The following is a 19703-nucleotide window of genomic DNA, read 5'->3' as shown; positions in this document are numbered from 1 at the left end:
TATTGCGGTCTAGTAAGGATCACTGGTTTTCAATAACGAAACGTCAACGTTTACCCAACGCTTCAGCCTGGTGAATCCATTGCTGGCGTTGTTCCTCAGTCGATGTGCGCACCGGGGAAAACTCCGTCAATCGAGTGGTCTTGATGCCGCAGAACTCCAGAATCGCCTTCGTCATCTGCCGATGCGCTGGGGCTTTGAGCACCCAGCGAAAGTAGCGTGAGGGCGTGTCCAGTGTTACCAGCAACTCGGCGGTCCGGCCCTTGAGCAACTCGTTGGCAGGATGATGACGGCCGTGGGCCTTGAAGGCGAAGCCGGGCATGAACACCCGGTCGAAGAACCCGCTGAGCAGACTGGGCAGGCCGCCCCACCAGACCGGGTACACGAACACCAGATGCTGGGCCCAGTGAATCTCGCGCTGGGCCTCCAGCAGGTCATGCTCCAGCGTCTGACTTGACTCATAGCCGCCGCGCAGCACCGGATCGAATTCCAGTTCTTCCAGCTTCAGCACGCGCACCACATGTCCCTGACTCCGCGCGCCGTGGGCATAGGCTTCGCCCAGCGCGTGGCCCAGACTGATGGTCTTCGGCGTACCGATGACCATCAGGATGCGTTTGCCATACCCTTCCAGCGGGGTGGCGCCGCTGATCGGCTCAGCCATTGCTGCCGGCCTCGAGCATCTTTTCCGGGCGAACCCAGGCGTCGAACTCGGCATCGGTGAGGAAGCCCAGCTGCAGAGCGGCTTCGCGCAAGGTCAGGCCTTCGCTGTAAGCTTTCTTGGCGATTTGCGCGGATTTGTCGTACCCGATGTGCGGGTTCAGGGCCGTGACCAGCATCAGGCCGCGCTCCAGGTGCTCCGCCATTTTTCCTGCATCAGGTTCCATGCCTGCGATGCAGTGTTCGTTGAAGTTGCGGCAACCGTCGCCCAGCAACCGGATCGATTGCAGCAGGTTGTGGATGATCACCGGCTTGAACACGTTCAACTGCAAGTGGCCCTGACTGGCCGCGAAAGCAATCGTGGTGTCGTTGCCCATGACCTGGCATGCCAGCATCGACAGGGCTTCACACTGCGTCGGGTTGACCTTGCCAGGCATGATCGAGCTGCCAGGTTCGTTGGCGGGCAATTTGACTTCCGCCAGACCGGCACGCGGCCCCGAACCCAGCAGGCGCAGGTCGTTGGCGATCTTCATCAGCGTCACCGCCAGGGTTTTCAGTGCGCCCGACAGTGCGGTCAAGGGTTCGTGGCCCGCGAGCGCGGCGAATTTGTTGGGCGCGGTGACGAAGGGCAGTCCGGACAGTGCCGCGAGTTCAGCGGCCACCGCTTCGGCAAAACCGTGCGGAGAGTTGAGACCGGTCCCGACCGCCGTGCCGCCCTGAGCCAGCTCACAGACGGCGGGGAGGGCCGCCCGAATGCTCTTTTCAGCGTAATCGAGTTGTGCAACGTAGGCGGACAACTCCTGGCCGAACGTGATCGGGGTGGCGTCCATCATGTGCGTGCGGCCGGTTTTCACCAGCTTCATGTGGCGCGACGACTGCTCGGCAATGCCCGCGGACAGTTCGGCGATGGCGGGCAGCAACTGCTCTTTTACCGCTTGCGCTGCCGCGATGTGCATGGCGGTCGGGAAGCAGTCGTTGGAGCTCTGCGAACGGTTGACGTGATCGTTCGGATGAACCGGAGACTTGCCGCCGCGACCTTTACCCGCCAATTCGTTGGCCCGTCCGGCGATAACCTCATTAACGTTCATGTTGCTCTGTGTGCCGCTGCCTGTCTGCCAGACCACCAGCGGGAACTGGTCATCGAGGCTACCCTCCAGCACTTCATCGGCGGACTGTTCGATCAGGCGCGCAATATCGGCAGGCAGGTCGCCATTACGGTCGTTGACGCGGGCAGCGGCCTTCTTGATCAGTGCCAGCGCATGCAGCACCGGCAACGGCATGCGTTCCTGGCCGATGGCGAAATTGATCAAAGACCGTTGAGTTTGTGCCCCCCAGTAAGCGTTTTCGGGGACTTCGATCGGACCTATGCTGTCGGTTTCGGTACGGCTCACTGGACTCACTCCTTAAGATCGTTAGCGCAGTTTAGTACCCGGGAAGCGGGTTCGGTTCCCGGCAGCGGCTGCGCGGCAAGAACACGAGCCGCCAGTGTGCGACAAAACACAGGATCTGGTCGTGTTATACCTTCGGATAGACCGATGCCGTGTGGCGGGGGATTTAACCGCTCGTAGCACCGGGGGTTGAGCGTAAGGCGAAAACGGGCGCAGAATGCTCGGCCTTGGGGTTCAGCCTCGCCTGCTAGATAAGGAAACTCGATGACCCGTCTTCGCGCCATCTGTGCTGCGGTCGCTCTGGTATGCGCCAGCGGCCAGGCCCTCGCCGCCACCGCCAGCCATGAAGCCAGCGCTGTAGCATTCCTCAAACTGGCCCATGCCGATCAGCTGGGTGCGCCGATTTACATGCAAGCGCAGCAAATGTTCGCCCAGCGTTTCGCCGAAACCAAAGCGCCTGACTCCAAGAAAGCTGTCCTGGAAAGCTATCAGGCCAAGGCCAATGCCGCGTTGGACAAAGCCATTGGCTGGGACAAACTGCAGCCTGACATGGTCAAGCTGTACACCGATAACTTCACCGAGTCCGAGCTGAAAGACCTGGTCGCCTTCTACCAGTCGCCTCTGGGCAAGAAAGTCCAGGCCAAGATGCCGCAGATCAGCCAGCAGTCGTTCCAGATGACCCAGGAAAAACTGCAACCTGCAGTGCCTGTGGTGACCGGTTTGCTGGAATCCATGACCAAGGAACTGGCACCTGCTGGCGCCAAAGGCGCCCCGGCTGCCCCTGCCAAGAAGCCATAAGCGAACTCACGACATGAGCATGCAACAGCGAATCGAATCCGCGTTGGCGGTCTTTCAGCCCGAGTACCTTCAGGTGCTCAACGAAAGCCACATGCACAGTCGTGGCTCGGACACTCACTACAAGGCCGTGGTGGTCAGCGAACAGTTCGCTGGCCTCAATGCCGTCAAGCGTCACCAGAAGGTCTATGGCCTGCTGGGCGGCTTGATGGGTGAGTTCCATGCGCTGGCACTGCACACCTACACCCCGGAAGAATGGTCGAAGCTCGGCGCTGCGCCCGCTTCGCCGACCTGTGCCGGTGGGCATGACTGAGCGGGTCCATAACCCGGTTTCGGCCCGTTTCGTGGATGAATGCGTTTTCCCCTGTGGAAGCGAATTCATTCGCGAGACAGTGCGCCAGTCCATGCATCCCTGTCGACTGCTCCATTTTTCGCGAATGAATTCGCACACAGGTCAGGTTCACGGCTGACGCGCCTCTGTTGATCTGCATCAATGCCCCGCTGATCCACCGCCCTGCCTGTTTCCCTCCGATTTTTGCTAGAATCCGCGCCGCGTTGCCGGGTCGGCACGCTTTCAAACTGAATTTTTCATCCGGTAGGCCCTTTGCGAGGGTCACCACCTGGAGACGCAACATGACCCAAACCGCCCCCATCGTCGTCGCGGCGCTGTACAAATTCGTCACCCTTTCGGACTACGTTTCACTGCGCGAGCCATTGCTCAAGGCGATGGTCGACAACGGCATCAAAGGGACGCTGCTGATCGCCGAAGAAGGCATCAATGGCACCGTTTCCGGCAGCCGCGAAGGCATCGACGGGCTGATGGCCTGGCTGAAGAACGACCCACGCATGGACGATATCGATCACAAAGAGTCGTATTGCGACGAGCAGCCGTTCTATCGCACCAAAGTCAAACTCAAGAAAGAAATCGTCACCCTGGGTGTCGCCGGCGTGGACCCGAACAAAGCGGTCGGTACCTACGTCGAGCCGAAGGACTGGAATGCCCTGATCGCCGATCCGGAAGTGCTGCTGATCGACACCCGCAACGATTACGAAGTGTCCATCGGGACGTTCGAGGGCGCGATTGACCCGAAAACCACCACGTTCCGTGAGTTCCCGGAGTACATCAAAGCCAACTTCGACCCGGCCCGGCACAAGAAAGTCGCGATGTTCTGCACCGGCGGCATTCGCTGTGAAAAAGCCTCCAGTTACATGCTGGGTGAAGGCTTCGAAGAGGTGTATCACCTCAAGGGTGGCATTCTGAAATACCTGGAAGAAGTGCCGCAGGAGCAGAGCCAATGGCGGGGCGACTGCTTCGTGTTCGATAACCGTGTGACGGTACGTCACGACCTGACCGAAGGCGACTACGATCAATGCCATGCCTGTCGCACGCCGATCAGTGCTGAAGACCGCGCCAGCGAGCACTATTCGCCGGGTGTCAGTTGCCCGCATTGCTGGGATACGCTGAGCGAGAAAACCCGTCGCAGTGCCATCGACCGGCAAAAACAGATCGAGCTGGCGAAGGCGCGTAACCAGCCGCACCCGATTGGCCGCAACTACCGTCTGCTCAATGGCAATGAAGCAGAGGCCACCGAAAAACAGATCAACGAGGCCTGACTCATGCACGCCCGCCTGCTCTACGTGATGGACCCGATGTGTTCGTGGTGCTGGGGTTTTGCGCCCGTCGCCGAGGCATTGGTCGAGCAGGCGAAGGCGGCGGGCCTGCCGTTGCATCTGGTCGTGGGCGGCTTGCGCACGGGCAGCGGGGCGGCGCTGGAGCCGAAGACCCGCCGTTACATCCTCGAACACTGGCAGGCGGTGCACGACACCACCGGCCAGGCGTTCCGCTTTGACGGCGCGTTACCCGATGGTTTCGTCTATGACACCGAACCCGCCTGCCGCGCCATCGTCGCGGCGCGCAGTCTGGCCCCGGACATCGCCTGGAAGCTGGTCAAGGAGATTCAACAGGCGTTTTACCTTGAGGGGCGCGATGTGACCAAGGGGTCTGTGCTGGCGCAACTGGCGGAAAAAGCCGGTTTGCCGCGCATCGAGTTTGCCGATGCCTTCGACGGCGCGCAGCAGCGTGCCGCGACGGCATCTGATTTCTCCTGGGTCCAGGACCTCGGCATCGCCGGTTTCCCCACGTTGCTCGCCGAACGCAACGGTCAACTGGCCCTGCTGACCAACGGCTATCAACCTCTGGAAACACTGGCGCCCATGCTCAGCCGCTGGCTGGAGCGCGCCGCCAGTGCCTGATTCCCACGATATAGAGCGCTCCAGCCACGCGGCTGACGCGGTACAGACGGATCGCCTCGATTGGCCACAGATTCGCCGTCTCGCCCTTCGGCACAGAAAAGCATTGTGGATCGCCAACGCAATCGCCGTATTGGCGGTGCTCTGCTCGGTGCCGATTCCTTTGCTGCTGCCTTTGCTGGTGGACGAGGTGTTGTTGGGGAAGGGCAACACCGCGCTGATATTCATGAATCAGTTCCTGCCCGCCAGCCTTCACAAACCTGTGGGTTACATTGGCTTGATGCTGATCGCGACCCTGTGTCTGCGGTTGGGTGCGTTGCTGTTCAACGTGATTCAGGCACGCCTGTTCGCCGGGCTGGCCAAAGACATCGTTTATCGCATCCGCGTTCGTCTGATTGAGCGCCTCAAGCGTATCTCACTGGGCGAATATGAAAGCCTGGGCAGCGGAACCGTGACTGCACACCTGGTCACCGATCTGGATACGGTGGACAAATTCGTCGGCGAAACCCTGAGCAAATTCCTCGTTGCGATGCTGACGCTGACCGGCACGGCGGCGATTCTGGTCTGGATGCACTGGCAATTGGCGTTGTTGATTCTGCTGTTCAACCCGCTGGTGATCTACGCCACGGTGAAGCTGGGCAAGCGCGTCAAGCACCTTAAAAAGCTGGAAAACGACAGCACCTCGCGCTTCACCCAGGCGCTGACTGAAACCCTGGACGCCATCCAGGAAATCCGTGCGGGCAACCGACAGGGTTACTTCCTCGGCCGTCTGGGCCTGCGGGCCAGGGAAGTGCGGGATTTTGCCGTCGCCTCGCAGTGGAAAAGCGACGCGTCGGGCCGTGCCAGTGGCCTGTTGTTCCAGTTCGGCATCGATATCTTTCGGGCTGCAGCGATGCTTACCGTGCTGTTTTCCGACCTGTCCATTGGGCACATGCTCGCCGTCTTCAGCTACCTGTGGTTCATGATCGGTCCCGTCGAGCAACTGCTGAATTTGCAATACGCGTTCTATGCGGCGGGCGGGGCGCTGACGCGTATCAATGAGCTGCTGGCCCGCGCCGATGAGCCCCAGTACGAAGGGCAGCTCAATCCTTTCGTGGGACGTGAGACGGTCGGCATTGATGTGAGTGGCCTGTGCTTCGGCTACAACGAGGAGCTGGTGCTCGATCATCTGAACCTGTCGATCACGCCGGGTGAGAAAGTGGCAATCGTCGGCGCGAGCGGTGGCGGCAAGAGCACGCTGGTGCAATTGCTGTTGGGTCTTTATAGCCCCAAGGCGGGGATCATTCGATTCGGCGGCGCCCGTCTGCAGGACATCGGACTCGAAACCGTTCGGGAACATGTGGCGGTCGTGTTGCAGCATCCCGCGCTGTTCAACGACACCGTCAGGGCCAACCTGTCGATGGGGCGCGAGCGTAGCGATGAGGCGTGTTGGCAGGCGCTGGAAATCGCTCAACTGGACGCGACCATTCGCGCCCTTCCTCAGGGGCTGGACAGTGTCGTCGGTCGATCCGGGGTCCGTCTGTCGGGCGGCCAGCGACAGCGACTGGCAATTGCGCGCATGGTGCTCGCCGACCCGAAGGTTGTGATCCTGGATGAAGCGACTTCGGCGCTGGACGCCGCCACCGAATACAACCTGCATCAAGCCTTGAACCGGTTTCTCACCGGCCGGACCACTCTTATCATTGCCCATCGCCTGTCGGCCGTGAAGCAGGCGGACCGGGTTCTGGTGTTCGACGGCGGCAGTATCGCCGAGGATGGCGATCGTCAGCAGTTGATCGCCGACGGCGGGCTCTATGCGCGTCTTTATGGGCACCTGCAACAGCTCTGATACATCCTGTCGGTTTTTTGCATAACCGGCCCAAAATGGCGTATCGCCAGTGGAACACGTCAATTCTTGGGCTATGCTTGACCCTTGCATGTCAAGTAAGTGTGAAAAGCGTCATATTTACGTCTCCGTCATCCGGTGGTAACACCTGAGGTCTTACACAAGATGTAAGTATTATCCCGCTGCATCGTGGAAATTAGCCGAGTCCCTTTCGGATCAGGAAGGTCACCTGAACGAAGGGAGCGAGTACTGGCAGTGCTGATGAAAGGGACACCATGAAGCAAAAGCGGATCCTGGAGAAGCCTCGTCTTCTCGGTATCGTTTGGCCATTTATCGCGGTGGTGCTGTTACAGGCGCTGCTCGGCTGCGTCAGCCTGTACATGATGTCGGCCGTGCGCAGCTATGTCGGTGGGGAGAGTCTCTGGTCCAAGGGCCAGAAGGACGCGATCTACTATCTGAACCTATACGCCAACAGCCGCGATGAGATCGACTACCTGAAATACCAGCAGGCCATTGCCATCCCCCAGGGAGGGCACGACCTGCGGGTCGCGATGGATCAACCGGTTCCTGACATTGCGCGCGCGACTGCAGGCATTCTGCAGGGTGGTAACCATCCTGACGATGCGCAGAGCATCATCTGGCTTTATCTCAATTTCCGGCATTTCAACTATCTGGAGAAGGCCATTGATCGTTGGAAGATCGGTGATGACTACCTTGTCCAGCTCGACGAGGTTGCCCGTGAAATGCACGCCCGCATCCTTGAAGGCAGTGCCACCAACAGCGATGTCATGGCCTGGCGGCAGCGGATCAGTGCGATCAACGAGGCCGTTACGCCCGCGGCCATGGCGTTCAGCGACGCGCTGGGCGAGGGGTCGAGGATTATCTTGAGAATCCTGCTGGTGGTGAACCTCGCCACGGCAGTGCTGTTGATTATCCTGGCGCTGCTGCGCACCCACAAACTGCTCGAGCAGCGCCATGCCTTTGCCATGGCGCTGCAGACGGAAAAGGAGCGGGCGCAAGTCACGCTGGAGTCGATTGGTGATGGTGTGATCACCACCGATGTCGATGGCGCGATCGCGTACATGAACCCGGCCGCCGAGCAGATGACGCACTGGAAAACCGAGCAGGCGGTCGGGCTTCCTCTGGCGGCGCTGTTCAATCTGCTCGACGAGAACGATCAGAAAGACAGCTCCACCCTGATCGAGCACATTCTCAGCGGCAAGTTGGGGGGAGGCAGTGAGAATTCCAAACTGATCCAGCGGCTCGACGGCAGTACCGTGTCGGTGGCGTTGGTCGGCTCGCCCATCCGCACCGAAGGCAAGGTCAGCGGCGCCGTGCTGGTGCTGCATGACATGACACAGGAGAGGCAATACATCGCCAATCTGTCGTGGCAGGCGACCCACGATGCCCTGACTGGATTGGCCAACCGTCGTGAATTTGAATACCGACTGGAGTTGGCGCTGAACGGTCTGACCTACCAGCCGGGGCGTCACGCGGTAATGTTCCTGGATCTGGATCAATTCAAATTGGTCAACGACACCAGCGGCCACGCGGCGGGCGATGAGTTGCTCAGGCACATCTGTGCATTGCTGCAGCAGGGCATTCGGGAGGGGGACACACTGGCCCGCCTGGGCGGCGACGAGTTCGGCATCTTGCTCGAGCATTGCTCACCGGAGGCGGCCGAAAAGATCGCCGAAGGGCTGCGTCAGACGGTTGAGAGCCTGCATTTTGTCTGGAAGGGCCGGCCCTTCGTGACCACCGTCAGCGTCGGTCTGGTTCATGTGTCCGACGTGCCCACCACCCTTGAAGCGTCGCTGCGCGCGGCTGACATGGCGTGCTACATGGCCAAGGAGAAGGGCCGCAATCGGGTACAGGTCTATCACGACGACGATTCTGAGTTGTCGACCCGTTTCGGAGAAATGGCCTGGATTCAACGCCTGCATATGGCACTGGAAGACAATCGTTTCTGCCTGTACTCACAGGAAATCGCTCCGTTGAGTCGCGATGCGGCTCACAGCAGCGGCCATGTGGAGATTCTGCTGCGGCTGCGCGACGAGTCCGGTCGCATGATCCTGCCGGACAGCTTCATCCCTGCCGCTGAGCGCTACGGCATGATGACCACGCTGGACCGTTGGGTGGTGCAGAACGTCTTCAAGATCATTGCCAATTGCCTGGCGGACGACCACCGCACCGGGCCTATGGCCACCTGTGCAATCAACTTGTCCGGCACCAGCATCGGTGACGATGCTTTTCTTGAATATTTGCGACAGCAGTTCCAGATTTACGCAATCCCGCCTGAACTTATCTGTTTCGAAATCACCGAAACCAGTGCGATCGCCAATTTGGGCAGCGCCATTCGGTTCATTAACGAACTTAAAAGTCTGGGATGCCGTTTCTCACTGGATGACTTCTGTGCAGGCATGTCGTCATTCGCATACTTGAAGCACTTGCCTGTGGATTATTTGAAGATTGATGGCAGCTTCGTAAAAGACATGCTCGACGATCCGGTCAACCGGGCGATGGTGGAAGTGATCAACCATATCGGGCACGTAATGGGCAAGCAGACGATCGCTGAGTTCGTCGAAAGCCCACAGATAGAGCAGGCGTTATTGGAAATCGGTGTGGACTACGCTCAGGGGTACGTTATCGAGCGACCGCAATTATTCACCTGCGAATGTCTGCACGCACGGCCCGCGAGGCAGACCCCCATGTTGTTCAGCGCACCCGGGACTTTTCGCTGAGCAACCCCCGACGTAACACAACATAAGGAGCTACACAGTGATCGATATGTTCATAAGAACCGGTCCGCTGATGGATGCCAGCAGTTACCCCGCTTGGGCACAGCAATTGATCAAAGATTGCAGTGAGGCAAAAGCACGCGTGGTAGGGCATGAACTTTATCAACGTATGAGAGATGGGCGGCTCAGTTCGAGAACCATGCGCCAGTATCTGATTGGCGGATGGCCTGTTGTTGAACAGTTTGCGGTCTACATGGCGCATAACCTGACCAAAACCCGTTTTGCCCGTCATCCGGGCGAAGACATGGCGCGTCGCTGGTTGATGCGCAATATTCGGGTTGAGCTCAATCATGCCGATTACTGGGTGAACTGGAGCGCGGCCCATGGGGTCACGCTGGAGGACCTGCAGGCGCAGCGCGTTCCGTCCGAATTGCACGCACTCAATCACTGGTGCTGGCATAGCTGTACTTCGGACCCGTTGGTTGTCGCGATTGCAGCCACTAATTACGCGATTGAAGGCGCGACCGGCGAATGGTCTGCTGTCGTGTGTTCACAAGAAACCTACGCCGATATGTTCCCGCCGGACCAGCGCAAGCGCGCTATGAAGTGGTTGAAGATGCATGCGCAGTACGACGACTCCCACCCTTGGGAAGCCCTGGAGATCATTTGCACGCTGGCCGGTAATAACCCCAGCGAGCAGTTGCAGGCGGACCTGAGAATGGCGGTGTGCAAGAGCTACGAGTACATGCACCTCTTTCTGGAACGGTGCATGGTGCTGGAGCAGCCGCAGGACGCAAACGCGCAGATGCGTGAGCCTCGGCTGGTGGCTCGCGCCTGAGCCGCTGTCAGCCTGCCATTTCCAGCCGGTTACGGCCTTGGCGTTTGGCGGCATAAAGGGCCGTGTCGGCGCGACGCAACAAGCTGTCGGGGGATTCCCCCGGCAGCAGCGTCGAGCAGCCCAGGCTGACGGTCAGTTCCACCGGCGTTCCATTGATCGGATACGTGAGTTGCAGTGCTGCGTTACGCAGGCGTTCGCCCACCAGCGCGGCTGACTCACGACCGGTATTGGTCAGCACGATCAGAAACTCCTCCCCGCCGAACCTGAACACCTGATCAATGTTGCGCAGACGATCCTTGATCGCGTCCGCAACGCCCCTCAGCACCACATCGCCCGTGGCATGTCCGTGGGTATCGTTGATCCCTTTGAAATGGTCGATATCCAGCATCAGCACCGAAAGAGGCTGCTGTTGGCGTTTGGCAATTTCAGCTTCCCGCGTCAATGACTGTTCCATGGCAATACGGTTGCCCGCGCCGGTCAACGGGTCGCGCAGCGCACTCAGGTTGGCGTTGCGGTAGAGCAGAGCGTTCCGCAGCGGGTAGAGCAGGGTGGCGAGCAGGGCTTCGAGCTGCGTCAGCTCGTGCTCGGCGAAGCGACGGTCACGGTGAAACGCCACTTCCCCCATTTGTTCTCCTTCATGCGTGATGCAGTAGCTGGCGTTGTGCCGCGAACGCTCCCCGAACTCCAGACGCAAGTCTGTTCCCACATGCGTGTAGTTCAGTGCCTTGAGAGGAATAAGCTGCTGCACACTGTGAAAGAACATGGCCAGAATCTTGTCCGTTTCGAGACTGGTTTGCAGCTGGCGCTCCAGCCGGCGCTGCAGTTGTTCATAGTCCAGCGGTTGATGCGCGAAGCCGTGCGCAGGTGCGAAGCCAAAACGTTGAAGCCTTGCGCTGTCAAAATCAATTGCGTTGGTTGTTGTCGGAAAACTCATGTTTTCGCTCCTGCGCCTCTCATCGGGCTTGATGTCGGTAGAGCGAAACGCGTGCCAATTCGTTCTCCGTTAAGGATCTTCATAAATATCAGAAACTTAGTTTCTTCAAGTGCGGCCGCTCGGGGCGTCCGCGCCTTGAAGTTGACTAACCTACCGGTTTACAGGCCAATGGACCACAAAGAGCTGACGGAAAACCGCCAAGGAGACGAAAGGCTGCCATCGAACCGGCGCGGGCCGATTGCGCTCACTTTTTCTGTGCGTCGAACGCCTGGCCGTTTACGCCTGCGCTGTCGGGGCCCATCAGGTACAGGTAGACCGGCATGATTTCTTCCGGTGTCGGATTATTCAGCGGATTTTCAGCCGGATACGCCTGAGCGCGCATATCGGTGCGGGTGGCGCCGGGATTGATGCTGTTGGCGCGAACCGATACGACGCCGTCAACCTCATCGGCCAGCGTTTGCATCAGGCCTTCCGTCGCGAACTTTGACACACCGTAAGCGCCCCAATACGCACGGCCTTTGCGCCCGACGCTGCTGGAGGTGAACACCACGGACGCGTCTTGCGACAGTTTCAGTAGCGGCAACAGCGTGGCGGTGAGCATGAACGTCGCGTTGACGTTGATGTGCATCACGCGCATGAAGTGCTCGCCGGACAACTGCTCGATCGGCGTGCGTGGCCCGATAATCGACGCATTGTGCAGCAGGCCGTCGAGCCGCCCGAATTCAGCCTCGATCATGGCCGCCAGCTCGTCGTACTGATGGGGCAGGGCGGTCTCGAGGTTGAAGGGTATGACGACGGGCTGCGGATGACCTTCGGCTTCGATCTGGTCATAGATAACCGTGAGGTTCGATTCTGTCTTGCCCAGCAACAGGACGGTCGCGCCATGGGCCGCATAGGCTCTGGCAGCCGCGGCGCCAATCCCGCGACCGGCGCCGGTCACCAGAATGACGCGGTCCTTGAGCAGTTCGGGGCGAGCGGAATATTTGAACATGGAGCCTCCTTTCAGTTCTCCCTAAACGCACGGTCGGCATACAGCTGTTTCTGCCGAAGGCGCAGGCGCGTGTTCAGACGCGATCTCAGCAACCGCACAACGCATTATCCAGCACCCGGCGTAATTCCAGCGGGTGATCCACCACCACATCCGCGCCCCAGTGATCCGGGTTGTCGTGAGGATGAATGTAGCCATAGCGCACGGCCGCGGTCTTGGTCCCCGCATCACGGCCGGACTCGATATCCCGTAGATCGTCGCCAACGAACAAGACACTGGCCGGGTCCAGGTCCAGCATTTTGCAGGCGAGCAGCAGCGGCTCGGGGTCTGGCTTGCTTTTGGTCACATGATCGGGACAAATCAGCACCGCCGACCGTTCGGACAGCCCCAGTTGCTCCATGATCGGCTGGGCAAAACGCACCGGCTTGTTGGTGACCACGCCCCAGATCAGCTTTGCCTTCTCGATGTCGGCCAGCAACTCGGCCATGCCGTCGAACAGTTTGCTGTGGACTGCGCACGCGTTTTGATAGCGATCCAGAAACTCCAGGCGCAGCGCTTCGAACTCCGGCTCGTTCGGCGACATCGCAAAGGCGGCCGAGACCATCGCTTTGGCGCCGCCGGAAATTTCATCACGAATCAGCTTGTCGTCGACCGGTGCAAAGCCACGCTCGGCCAGCATGGCCTGGCAGATCGCGATGAAGTCGGGGGCGGTGTCGAGCAGGGTGCCGTCCATGTCGAAAAGAACTGCCCTCAAGCGCATGGATCAGGCCCCCTTCAGCGTCTGGATCATGTAATTGACGTCGACGTCGGAAGCCAGTTTGTAATGCTTGGTCAGCGGGTTGTAGGTCAGGCCGATGATGTCCTTGACCTCAAGGCCTGCGTTGCGGCTCCAGGCGCCCAGCTCGGAAGGGCGGATGAATTTCTTGAAGTCATGGGTGCCACGCGGCAGCAGGTTCATGATGTATTCCGCGCCGATGATGGCGAACAGGTACGCCTTCGGATTGCGGTTGATCGTAGAGAAGAACACTTGACCGCCCGGCTTGACCATCTTGTAACAGGCACGGATGACCGAGGACGGGTCGGGCACGTGCTCCAGCATTTCGAGGCAGGTCACGACGTCGAACTGCTCCGGCATTTCTTCGGCCAGCGCTTCTGCCGTGATCTGTCGGTATTCGACGCTGACACCGGATTCGAGCTGATGCAGCTGGGCGACCGCCAAGGGCGCCTCGCCCATGTCGATGCCGGTCACCGTCGCGCCGCGTAACGCCATGGCTTCGCTGAGAATGCCACCGCCGCATCCCACGTCCAGCACCTTCTTGCCTGCCAGATTGACGCGCTCGTCGATCCAGTTCACGCGCAACGGGTTGATGTCGTGCAGCGGTTTGAACTCGCTGTTGCGATCCCACCAGCGATGGGCCAAGGCTTCGAATTTAGCGATTTCGGCGTGGTCGACGTTGCTCATGTGTGATCCCTCTAAAACTTGAATTCGGTATTCGGCCACGGCCTCTCGCCATGACAACGCTCAACAATCAGTCAGCGGCGGCGATGCGATTGCCCCATGCCCTGGCCGTTCGGGTCAGCGCTTCTTCGTCCATGCGTGTCAGACGCTTGTCTTGAAGCAATGGCTTGCCCGCGACCCAGACGTGGCTGACGCAATCTCGGCCGCTCGCATAAATAAGCTGCGAGACGGGATCGTAAATCGGCTGTTGCGCCAGCCCCGACAGGTCGAAGGCGACCATGTCGGCGGCTTTGCCGATCTCCAGCGACCCGGTAGTGCTTTCGATGCCCATGGCGCGTGCTCCGTTCAACGTGGCCATGCGCAAGGCGCGATGGGCGTCCAGTGCGGTGGCCGAGCCGGCGACCGCTTTGGCCAGCAACGCGGCCGTACGGGTTTCACCCAGCAGGTCCAGGTCATTATTGCTCGCAGCACCATCGGTGCCGACCGCCACATTGACGCCGGCCTGCCATAGACGCTCGACCGGGCAGAAGCCGCTGGCCAGTTTCAGGTTCGACTCAGGGCAGTGGATCACGCTGGAGTTGCTTTCGACCAGCATGGCCAGGTCTTCATCGCTGATCTGGGTCATGTGCACCGCCTGGAAGCGTGGGCCCAACAGCCCCAGCCGGTGCAGGCGGGCCAGCGGGCGCTCCTGACGCTGCTGAACCGCTTCCTGCACTTCAAAGGCGGTTTCGTGGACGTGCATATGAATCATCGCGTCGAGTTCGTCGGCGATGACCCGGATCTTTTCCAGATTTTCATCGCTGACCGTGTACGGCGCGTGTGGCCCCATGGCGATCTTGATGCGGTCGTGATGGGCCAGGTCGTTGAACAGTTCGACACCGATGTGCAGGGCTTCGTCAGCATTGCGAGCGCCGGGTATCGGGAAGTCCAGCACGGGGACCGTGATCTGTGCCCGAATGCCGCTGTTGTGAACCCGTTCGCAGGCGACCTTTGGAAAGAAATACATGTCAGAGAAACAGGTGATGCCGCCCTTGAGCTGTTCGGCAATCGCGATGTCGGTGCCGTCGCGGACAAAATCCTCGTCGACCCATTTGCCCTCGGCCGGCCAGATGTGGTCCTGCAGCCAGGTCATCAGTGGCAGGTCGTCTGCCAATCCGCGAAACAGCGTCATCGCCGCATGGCCATGGGCGTTGATCAGACCGGGGCTGAGCAGCATGCCGGGCAGTTCGCGGACCTCCCTGGCCTGTTGGCGCAAGGCTTCGGCCTTGGGACCGATGTAGGCAATGACGCCATCGCGAATCCCGATCCCGTGCTCTTGCAGGACGACGCCAGCGGGCTCGACCGGTACCAGCCAGTCCGGCAGAAGCAGGAGGTCGAGCGGAGCAGCGGCGTCGGGCATGGTGCGGGTATCCAGTGGCTTATAACGGGGACGGCGAAGTATACCCGAGCGTCTTGGCGGTCGGCTCGCTATAATCGGCCGCTTTTTCAGCTGCTGGCTATCTGGTTTCTGGTCATGCGGCCCTGCAGGCGTGAGCGTGCTTGCGATTGCCGACGTGCAGTTGGCGCAGGCACCGGTTCCTCAGGTCTCAACAAATTCATCATGTGGAGTGTGCAATGCGCGATCGATTACTGGCTGCGGAGAAGGTAAAGGCCATCGATTGGCGGGATGGCACGTTGTATCTGCTGGATCAGCGAATTCTGCCGTTCCAAGAGACCTGGCATTCCTATGACAGCGCTGCTGGCGTGGCTGAAGCCATCCGCACGATGGTCGTGCGCGGCGCGCCCGCCATCGGCATCAGCGCGGCTTACGGCATCGTGCTCGCGGTGATTGACCGTTATCAGGCCGGCGGCGACTGGCAGATGGCCCTTGAAGAAGACTTCGATCTGCTTGCCCATTCTCGCCCGACGGCAGTCAACCTGTTCTGGGCGCTGAACCGCATGCGTGAACGCCTGTATCGCCTGAAGGATCATGAAGATCCTCGCCCGGTCATGGAAGCCGAGGCCGTCGCCATCCACCTCAGTGACCGAGAAGCCAATTTGACGATGGCGCAACTCGGTGCGGAGCTGATCCGCAAGCATCAGGGCAACCTGCAGACCGTCCTGACTCACTGCAACACAGGCGCACTGGCGACGGGGGGATTTGGCACCGCACTGGGTGTGATTCGCGCCGCCCATATAGAAGGCATGATCGAGCGCGTCTATGCCGACGAAACCCGTCCCTGGTTGCAAGGTTCGCGTCTGACGGCGTGGGAACTGGTCAACGAAGGCATCCCGGTCACGCTGAACGCAGACTCTGCCGCCGCGCACCTGATGAAGACCAAAGGTATCACCTGGGTCATTGTCGGCGCCGACCGCATCACGGCGAACGGTGACGTGGCCAACAAGATTGGCACCTACCAGCTGGCAGTCGCCGCCATGCACCATGGTGTGCGTTTCATGGTCGTGGCGCCCAGTTCGACGATCGACGTGAATCTGGCCAGCGGCGAAGACATTCCCATTGAAGAGCGCGATGGCAAAGAGCTGCTCGAAGTTGGCGGCCAGCGCGTCGGCGCCGAGGTCGATGCCTTCAATCCGGTCTTCGACGTGACGCCGGCTGACCTGATCGACGCCATCGTGACTGAAAAAGGCATTGTCGAACGCCCTGACACCGTGAAAATGGCGCAACTGATGTGCCGTAAGCGCCTTCACTGAACCCGTCACCGTCAGCAATGCCGACCGTCGGGGACGCGCTGGCAGGCCCTGTAAGCGCTTCTCAGACGCCTGCTGGCGAAATGGCCTGTTTTCAGCGCTCTCAAAGGCTTCGTGCCTGACGGCGATTGTGGTAACATCCGGCGGTTTCCAAGGGGGTGCATTGCAGCCCTCTTTACTGCGCAAATCCCTGGCATAACTCGCTGATTTGTCGTAAGTCGTTGCCAGGCAACTGCCGGCAACGGCGAGCTTCGTTCATCCCGGATGGATGGTCGAGGTTTCACCAGAAAAAGGAATCAGGCTTCTCATGGGCGAACTGGCCAAAGAAATCCTCCCGGTCAATATCGAAGACGAGCTGAAGCAGTCCTACCTCGACTACGCGATGAGCGTCATCGTCGGACGAGCTCTGCCCGATGCGCGCGACGGCTTGAAGCCCGTGCACCGGCGTGTACTGTACGCAATGAGCGAACTGGGTAACGACTGGAACAAGCCGTACAAGAAATCCGCTCGTGTGGTCGGTGACGTGATCGGTAAGTACCACCCGCATGGCGACACCGCCGTCTACGACACCATCGTACGTATGGCTCAACCCTTTTCCCTGCGCTACCTGCTGGTAGACGGCCAGGGCAACTTCGGTTCGGTAGACGGCGACAACGCTGCGGCCATGCGATACACCGAAGTGCGCATGACCAAGCTGGCGCACGAACTGCTGGCGGACCTGCACAAGGAAACCGTCGACTGGGTGCCCAACTATGACGGCACCGAGCAGATTCCGGCGGTCATGCCGACCCGTATCCCGAACCTGCTGGTCAACGGCTCCAGCGGTATCGCCGTGGGCATGGCGACCAACATCCCGCCACACAACCTCGGTGAAGTCATCGACGGTTGCCTGGCCCTCATCGACAACAACGACCTGACCGTCGACGAGTTGATGCAGTACATTCCCGGCCCCGACTTCCCGACTGCCGCGATCATCAACGGCCGTGCCGGTATCGTCGAAGCCTACAAGACCGGCCGGGGCCGCATTTACATGCGCGCACGCTCCATTGTCGAAGACATCGACAAGGTCGGCGGCCGTCAGCAGATCGTCATCACCGAGCTGCCGTACCAGTTGAACAAGGCGCGGCTGATCGAGAAGATCGCCGAGCTGGTCAAAGAGAAAAAGCTGGAAGGCATCACCGAACTGCGCGACGAGTCCGACAAGGACGGCATGCGCGTGGTCATCGAACTGCGTCGCGGCGAAGTGCCTGAGGTCATCCTCAACAACCTCTACGCCCAGACCCAGCTGCAGAGCGTCTTCGGCATCAACATCGTTGCGCTGATCGACGGCCGTCCGCGGATCCTCAACCTCAAGGACCTGCTGGAAGCCTTCATTCGCCACCGTCGCGAAGTCGTCACCCGCCGTACCGTGTTCGAACTGCGCAAGGCGCGCGAGCGCGGCCACATTCTGGAAGGTCAGGCGGTCGCCCTGTCGAACATCGACCCGGTCATCGCGCTGATCAAAGCGTCGCCGACACCGGCTGAAGCCAAAGAAGGCCTGATCAGCACGCCGTGGGAATCGAGCGCCGTGGTCGAGATGGTCGAGCGCGCAGGCGCCGAATCGTCCCGTCCGGAAAACCTCGATCCGCAATACGGTCTGCGTGATGGCAAGTATTTCCTGTCGCCGGAACAGGCTCAGGCAATCCTCGAACTGCGTCTGCACCGTCTGACCGGTCTGGAGCACGAAAAGCTGCTGACCGAGTATCAGGAAATCCTGACCCAGATCGGCGAGCTGATCCGCATCCTCAACAGCTCCGTGCGCCTGATGGAAGTCATCCGCGAAGAGCTGGAACTGATTCGTGCCGAATACGGCGACGTGCGTCGCACCGAGATTCTCGATGCGCGTCTCGACCTGACTCTGGGAGACATGATCCCGGAAGAAGAGCGCGTCGTGACCATCTCCCACGGCGGTTATGCCAAGACCCAGCCGCTGGCCGTCTATCAGGCCCAGCGTCGTGGCGGCAAAGGCAAATCGGCGACAGGGGTCAAGGACGAGGACTACATCGCTCACCTGCTGGTCGCCAACAGCCACACCACGCTGTTGATGTTCTCCAGCAAGGGCAAAGTGTACTGGCTCAAGACCTACGAGATTCCGGAGGCGTCCCGCGCTGCCCGTGGTCGTCCGCTGGTGAACCTGCTGCCGCTGAGCGAAGGCGAATACATCACCACCATGCTGCCGGTCGATCTGGAAGCCATGCGCAAGCGGGCTGACGAGGAAGAGGCAGAGGGTGTCGAGTCCGATGTCGAAGACATCGAGAACGCCAACGAAACCGAAGAAGAGCGCAAGGCGCGTATCAAGGCTGCGGACAAGAAGAAGGCACCGTTCATCTTCATGTCGACCGCCAACGGTACGGTCAAGAAGACTCCGCTGGTGGCGTTCAGTCGTCAGCGCAGCGTCGGTCTGATCGCGCTGGAGCTGGACGAAGGCGACATCCTGATTTCCGCCGCGATCACCGATGGCGAGCAGGAAATCATGCTGTTCTCCGACGGCGGTAAAGTCACTCGCTTCAAGGAATCCGAAGTTCGCGCCATGGGCCGTACCGCCCGCGGTGTGCGCGGCATGCGCCTGCCAGAAGGGCAGAAGCTGATTTCCATGCTGATTCCGGAAGAAGGCAGCCAGATTCTCACTGCCTCCGAGCGCGGTTACGGCAAGCGCACCGCCATCACCGAGTTCCCTGAGTACAAACGTGGCGGTCAGGGCGTTATCGCCATGGTCAGCAACGAGCGCAACGGCCGTCTGGTCGGCGCGGTTCAGGTGCAGGACGGCGAAGAGATCATGCTGATTTCCGATCAGGGCACGCTGGTGCGTACCCGGGTCGACGAGGTGTCGAGTCTGGGCCGTAACACCCAGGGCGTGACCCTGATCAAGCTGGCCAAGGACGAGAAACTGGTCGGTCTTGAGCGCGTTCAGGAGCCTTCGGAAGTGGAAGGCGAAGAGTTGGAAGGCGAGGCGTTCGACGGGGAAGGGGTGGAAGGCGAGGTTGCGAACCTCTCCGATGCCGACGAATCTCCGAGCGACCTGCAGGCCGACGGCGCTGACGAAGAAGAATCGCAGGACTGATAGACGTTGTATTTGAGGGCCCTTCGCGGGCCCTCTTGGCTTTTGG

Annotated in this window: 16 protein-coding genes; 9 read left to right on the top strand and 7 right to left on the bottom strand. The window is 60.1% G+C overall.

What is annotated here, in order from left to right:
• Nucleotides 1-43: 43 nt before the first annotated feature.
• Nucleotides 44-658 carry an NAD(P)H-dependent oxidoreductase gene (locus tag BMY73_RS14075; protein WP_092407803.1) on the bottom strand — a complete coding sequence of 205 codons (615 nt, stop codon included), beginning with the start codon at nucleotides 656-658 and terminating at the stop codon, nucleotides 44-46.
• Entirely contained in the window at nucleotides 651-2045 is a 1395-nt protein-coding gene (locus BMY73_RS14070; RefSeq protein ID WP_062380114.1) for a class II fumarate hydratase, read from the bottom strand. Before BMY73_RS14070 ends, BMY73_RS14075 begins: the two co-directional genes overlap by 8 nt.
• A 261-nt stretch (nucleotides 2046-2306) precedes the next feature.
• Between BMY73_RS14070 and BMY73_RS14065 the strand changes: the two genes are divergently transcribed.
• From BMY73_RS14065 to BMY73_RS14035, 7 genes are all read left to right on the top strand, one after another.
• Nucleotides 2307-2840, top strand: a complete 534-nt coding sequence (locus BMY73_RS14065; RefSeq protein WP_062380116.1) for a DUF2059 domain-containing protein — start codon at nucleotides 2307-2309, stop codon at nucleotides 2838-2840.
• Nucleotides 2841-2853: 13 nt separating this feature from the next.
• Nucleotides 2854-3150 (top strand): BolA family protein, encoded by a 297-nt coding sequence (locus BMY73_RS14060; RefSeq protein ID WP_062380118.1) that lies wholly within the window; start codon nucleotides 2854-2856, stop codon nucleotides 3148-3150.
• A gap of 320 nt (nucleotides 3151-3470) precedes the next feature.
• A complete protein-coding gene (locus BMY73_RS14055; RefSeq protein WP_092407801.1) occupies nucleotides 3471-4451 on the top strand; it encodes an oxygen-dependent tRNA uridine(34) hydroxylase TrhO in 981 nt (326 codons plus the stop codon).
• Nucleotides 4452-4487: 36 nt separating this feature from the next.
• The gene (locus tag BMY73_RS14050) at nucleotides 4488-5090 is read left to right on the top strand and encodes a DsbA family protein (protein WP_162770500.1); all 603 of its coding nucleotides are present in this window, start codon (nucleotides 4488-4490) and stop codon (nucleotides 5088-5090) included.
• Nucleotides 5091-5100: 10 nt separating this feature from the next.
• Nucleotides 5101-6915: an ABC transporter ATP-binding protein gene (locus tag BMY73_RS14045; RefSeq protein WP_092407857.1), complete on the top strand. Its 1815-nt coding sequence runs from the start codon at nucleotides 5101-5103 to the stop codon at nucleotides 6913-6915.
• Between the two features lie 272 nt (nucleotides 6916-7187).
• A complete protein-coding gene (locus BMY73_RS14040; protein ID WP_092407799.1) occupies nucleotides 7188-9653 on the top strand; it encodes an EAL domain-containing protein in 2466 nt (821 codons plus the stop codon).
• A gap of 37 nt (nucleotides 9654-9690) precedes the next feature.
• Nucleotides 9691-10488, top strand: a complete 798-nt coding sequence (locus BMY73_RS14035; protein ID WP_062380127.1) for an iron-containing redox enzyme family protein — start codon at nucleotides 9691-9693, stop codon at nucleotides 10486-10488.
• A 7-nt stretch (nucleotides 10489-10495) separates the two neighbouring features.
• Here BMY73_RS14035 and BMY73_RS14030 read toward each other — a convergent pair whose 3' ends face one another.
• The 5 genes from BMY73_RS14030 to BMY73_RS14010 form a co-directional block, all read right to left on the bottom strand.
• Nucleotides 10496-11422, bottom strand: coding sequence for a GGDEF domain-containing protein (locus BMY73_RS14030; protein ID WP_092407797.1), 927 nt, complete (start codon nucleotides 11420-11422; stop codon nucleotides 10496-10498).
• Between the two features lie 244 nt (nucleotides 11423-11666).
• Nucleotides 11667-12413: a YciK family oxidoreductase gene (locus BMY73_RS14025; RefSeq protein WP_092407794.1), complete on the bottom strand. Its 747-nt coding sequence runs from the start codon at nucleotides 12411-12413 to the stop codon at nucleotides 11667-11669.
• A gap of 85 nt (nucleotides 12414-12498) precedes the next feature.
• The gene (gene mupP, locus BMY73_RS14020; RefSeq protein WP_062380133.1) at nucleotides 12499-13170 is read right to left on the bottom strand and encodes an N-acetylmuramic acid 6-phosphate phosphatase MupP; all 672 of its coding nucleotides are present in this window, start codon (nucleotides 13168-13170) and stop codon (nucleotides 12499-12501) included.
• A 3-nt stretch (nucleotides 13171-13173) separates the two neighbouring features.
• Nucleotides 13174-13872 carry a bifunctional 2-polyprenyl-6-hydroxyphenol methylase/3-demethylubiquinol 3-O-methyltransferase UbiG gene (gene ubiG, locus BMY73_RS14015; protein ID WP_062380135.1) on the bottom strand — a complete coding sequence of 233 codons (699 nt, stop codon included), beginning with the start codon at nucleotides 13870-13872 and terminating at the stop codon, nucleotides 13174-13176.
• 67 nt (nucleotides 13873-13939) lie between these two features.
• The gene (locus BMY73_RS14010; protein WP_092407792.1) at nucleotides 13940-15268 is read right to left on the bottom strand and encodes a TRZ/ATZ family hydrolase; all 1329 of its coding nucleotides are present in this window, start codon (nucleotides 15266-15268) and stop codon (nucleotides 13940-13942) included.
• Nucleotides 15269-15483: 215 nt separating this feature from the next.
• On the opposite strand from BMY73_RS14010, the gene mtnA reads away from it, so the two are divergent.
• Both mtnA and gyrA read left to right on the top strand, forming a co-directional pair.
• A complete protein-coding gene (gene mtnA, locus BMY73_RS14005) occupies nucleotides 15484-16560 on the top strand; it encodes an S-methyl-5-thioribose-1-phosphate isomerase (RefSeq protein ID WP_092407790.1) in 1077 nt (358 codons plus the stop codon).
• 304 nt (nucleotides 16561-16864) lie between these two features.
• Nucleotides 16865-19657: a DNA gyrase subunit A gene (gyrA, locus tag BMY73_RS14000; RefSeq protein ID WP_092407788.1), complete on the top strand. Its 2793-nt coding sequence runs from the start codon at nucleotides 16865-16867 to the stop codon at nucleotides 19655-19657.
• The last annotated feature ends 46 nt before the right edge of the window (nucleotides 19658-19703 follow it).

The sequence above is a fragment of the Pseudomonas sp. NFACC02 genome, from assembly GCF_900110765.1.
GTDB lineage: Bacteria > Pseudomonadota > Gammaproteobacteria > Pseudomonadales > Pseudomonadaceae > Aquipseudomonas.
This window is presented reverse-complemented; position numbering and strand designations above follow the sequence as displayed.

Bases quoted from the DNA above. Each gene is read 5' to 3' on its own strand.
- BMY73_RS14060 (WP_062380118.1), top strand. From the start codon at position 2,854: ATGAGCATGCAACAGCGAATCGAATCCGCGTTGGCGGTCTTTCAGCCC.
- BMY73_RS14040 (WP_092407799.1), top strand. From the start codon at position 7,188: ATGAAGCAAAAGCGGATCCTGGAGAAGCCTCGTCTTCTCGGTATCGTT.
- gyrA (WP_092407788.1), top strand. From the start codon at position 16,865: ATGGGCGAACTGGCCAAAGAAATCCTCCCGGTCAATATCGAAGACGAG.
- mtnA (WP_092407790.1), top strand. From the start codon at position 15,484: ATGCGCGATCGATTACTGGCTGCGGAGAAGGTAAAGGCCATCGATTGG.
- BMY73_RS14030 (WP_092407797.1), bottom strand. From the start codon at position 11,422: ATGAGTTTTCCGACAACAACCAACGCAATTGATTTTGACAGCGCAAGG.
- BMY73_RS14055 (WP_092407801.1), top strand. From the start codon at position 3,471: ATGACCCAAACCGCCCCCATCGTCGTCGCGGCGCTGTACAAATTCGTC.
- BMY73_RS14065 (WP_062380116.1), top strand. From the start codon at position 2,307: ATGACCCGTCTTCGCGCCATCTGTGCTGCGGTCGCTCTGGTATGCGCC.
- BMY73_RS14050 (WP_162770500.1), top strand. From the start codon at position 4,488: ATGTGTTCGTGGTGCTGGGGTTTTGCGCCCGTCGCCGAGGCATTGGTC.
- BMY73_RS14010 (WP_092407792.1), bottom strand. From the start codon at position 15,268: ATGCCCGACGCCGCTGCTCCGCTCGACCTCCTGCTTCTGCCGGACTGG.
- mupP (WP_062380133.1), bottom strand. From the start codon at position 13,170: ATGCGCTTGAGGGCAGTTCTTTTCGACATGGACGGCACCCTGCTCGAC.
- BMY73_RS14025 (WP_092407794.1), bottom strand. From the start codon at position 12,413: ATGTTCAAATATTCCGCTCGCCCCGAACTGCTCAAGGACCGCGTCATT.
- BMY73_RS14075 (WP_092407803.1), bottom strand. From the start codon at position 658: ATGGCTGAGCCGATCAGCGGCGCCACCCCGCTGGAAGGGTATGGCAAA.
- ubiG (WP_062380135.1), bottom strand. From the start codon at position 13,872: ATGAGCAACGTCGACCACGCCGAAATCGCTAAATTCGAAGCCTTGGCC.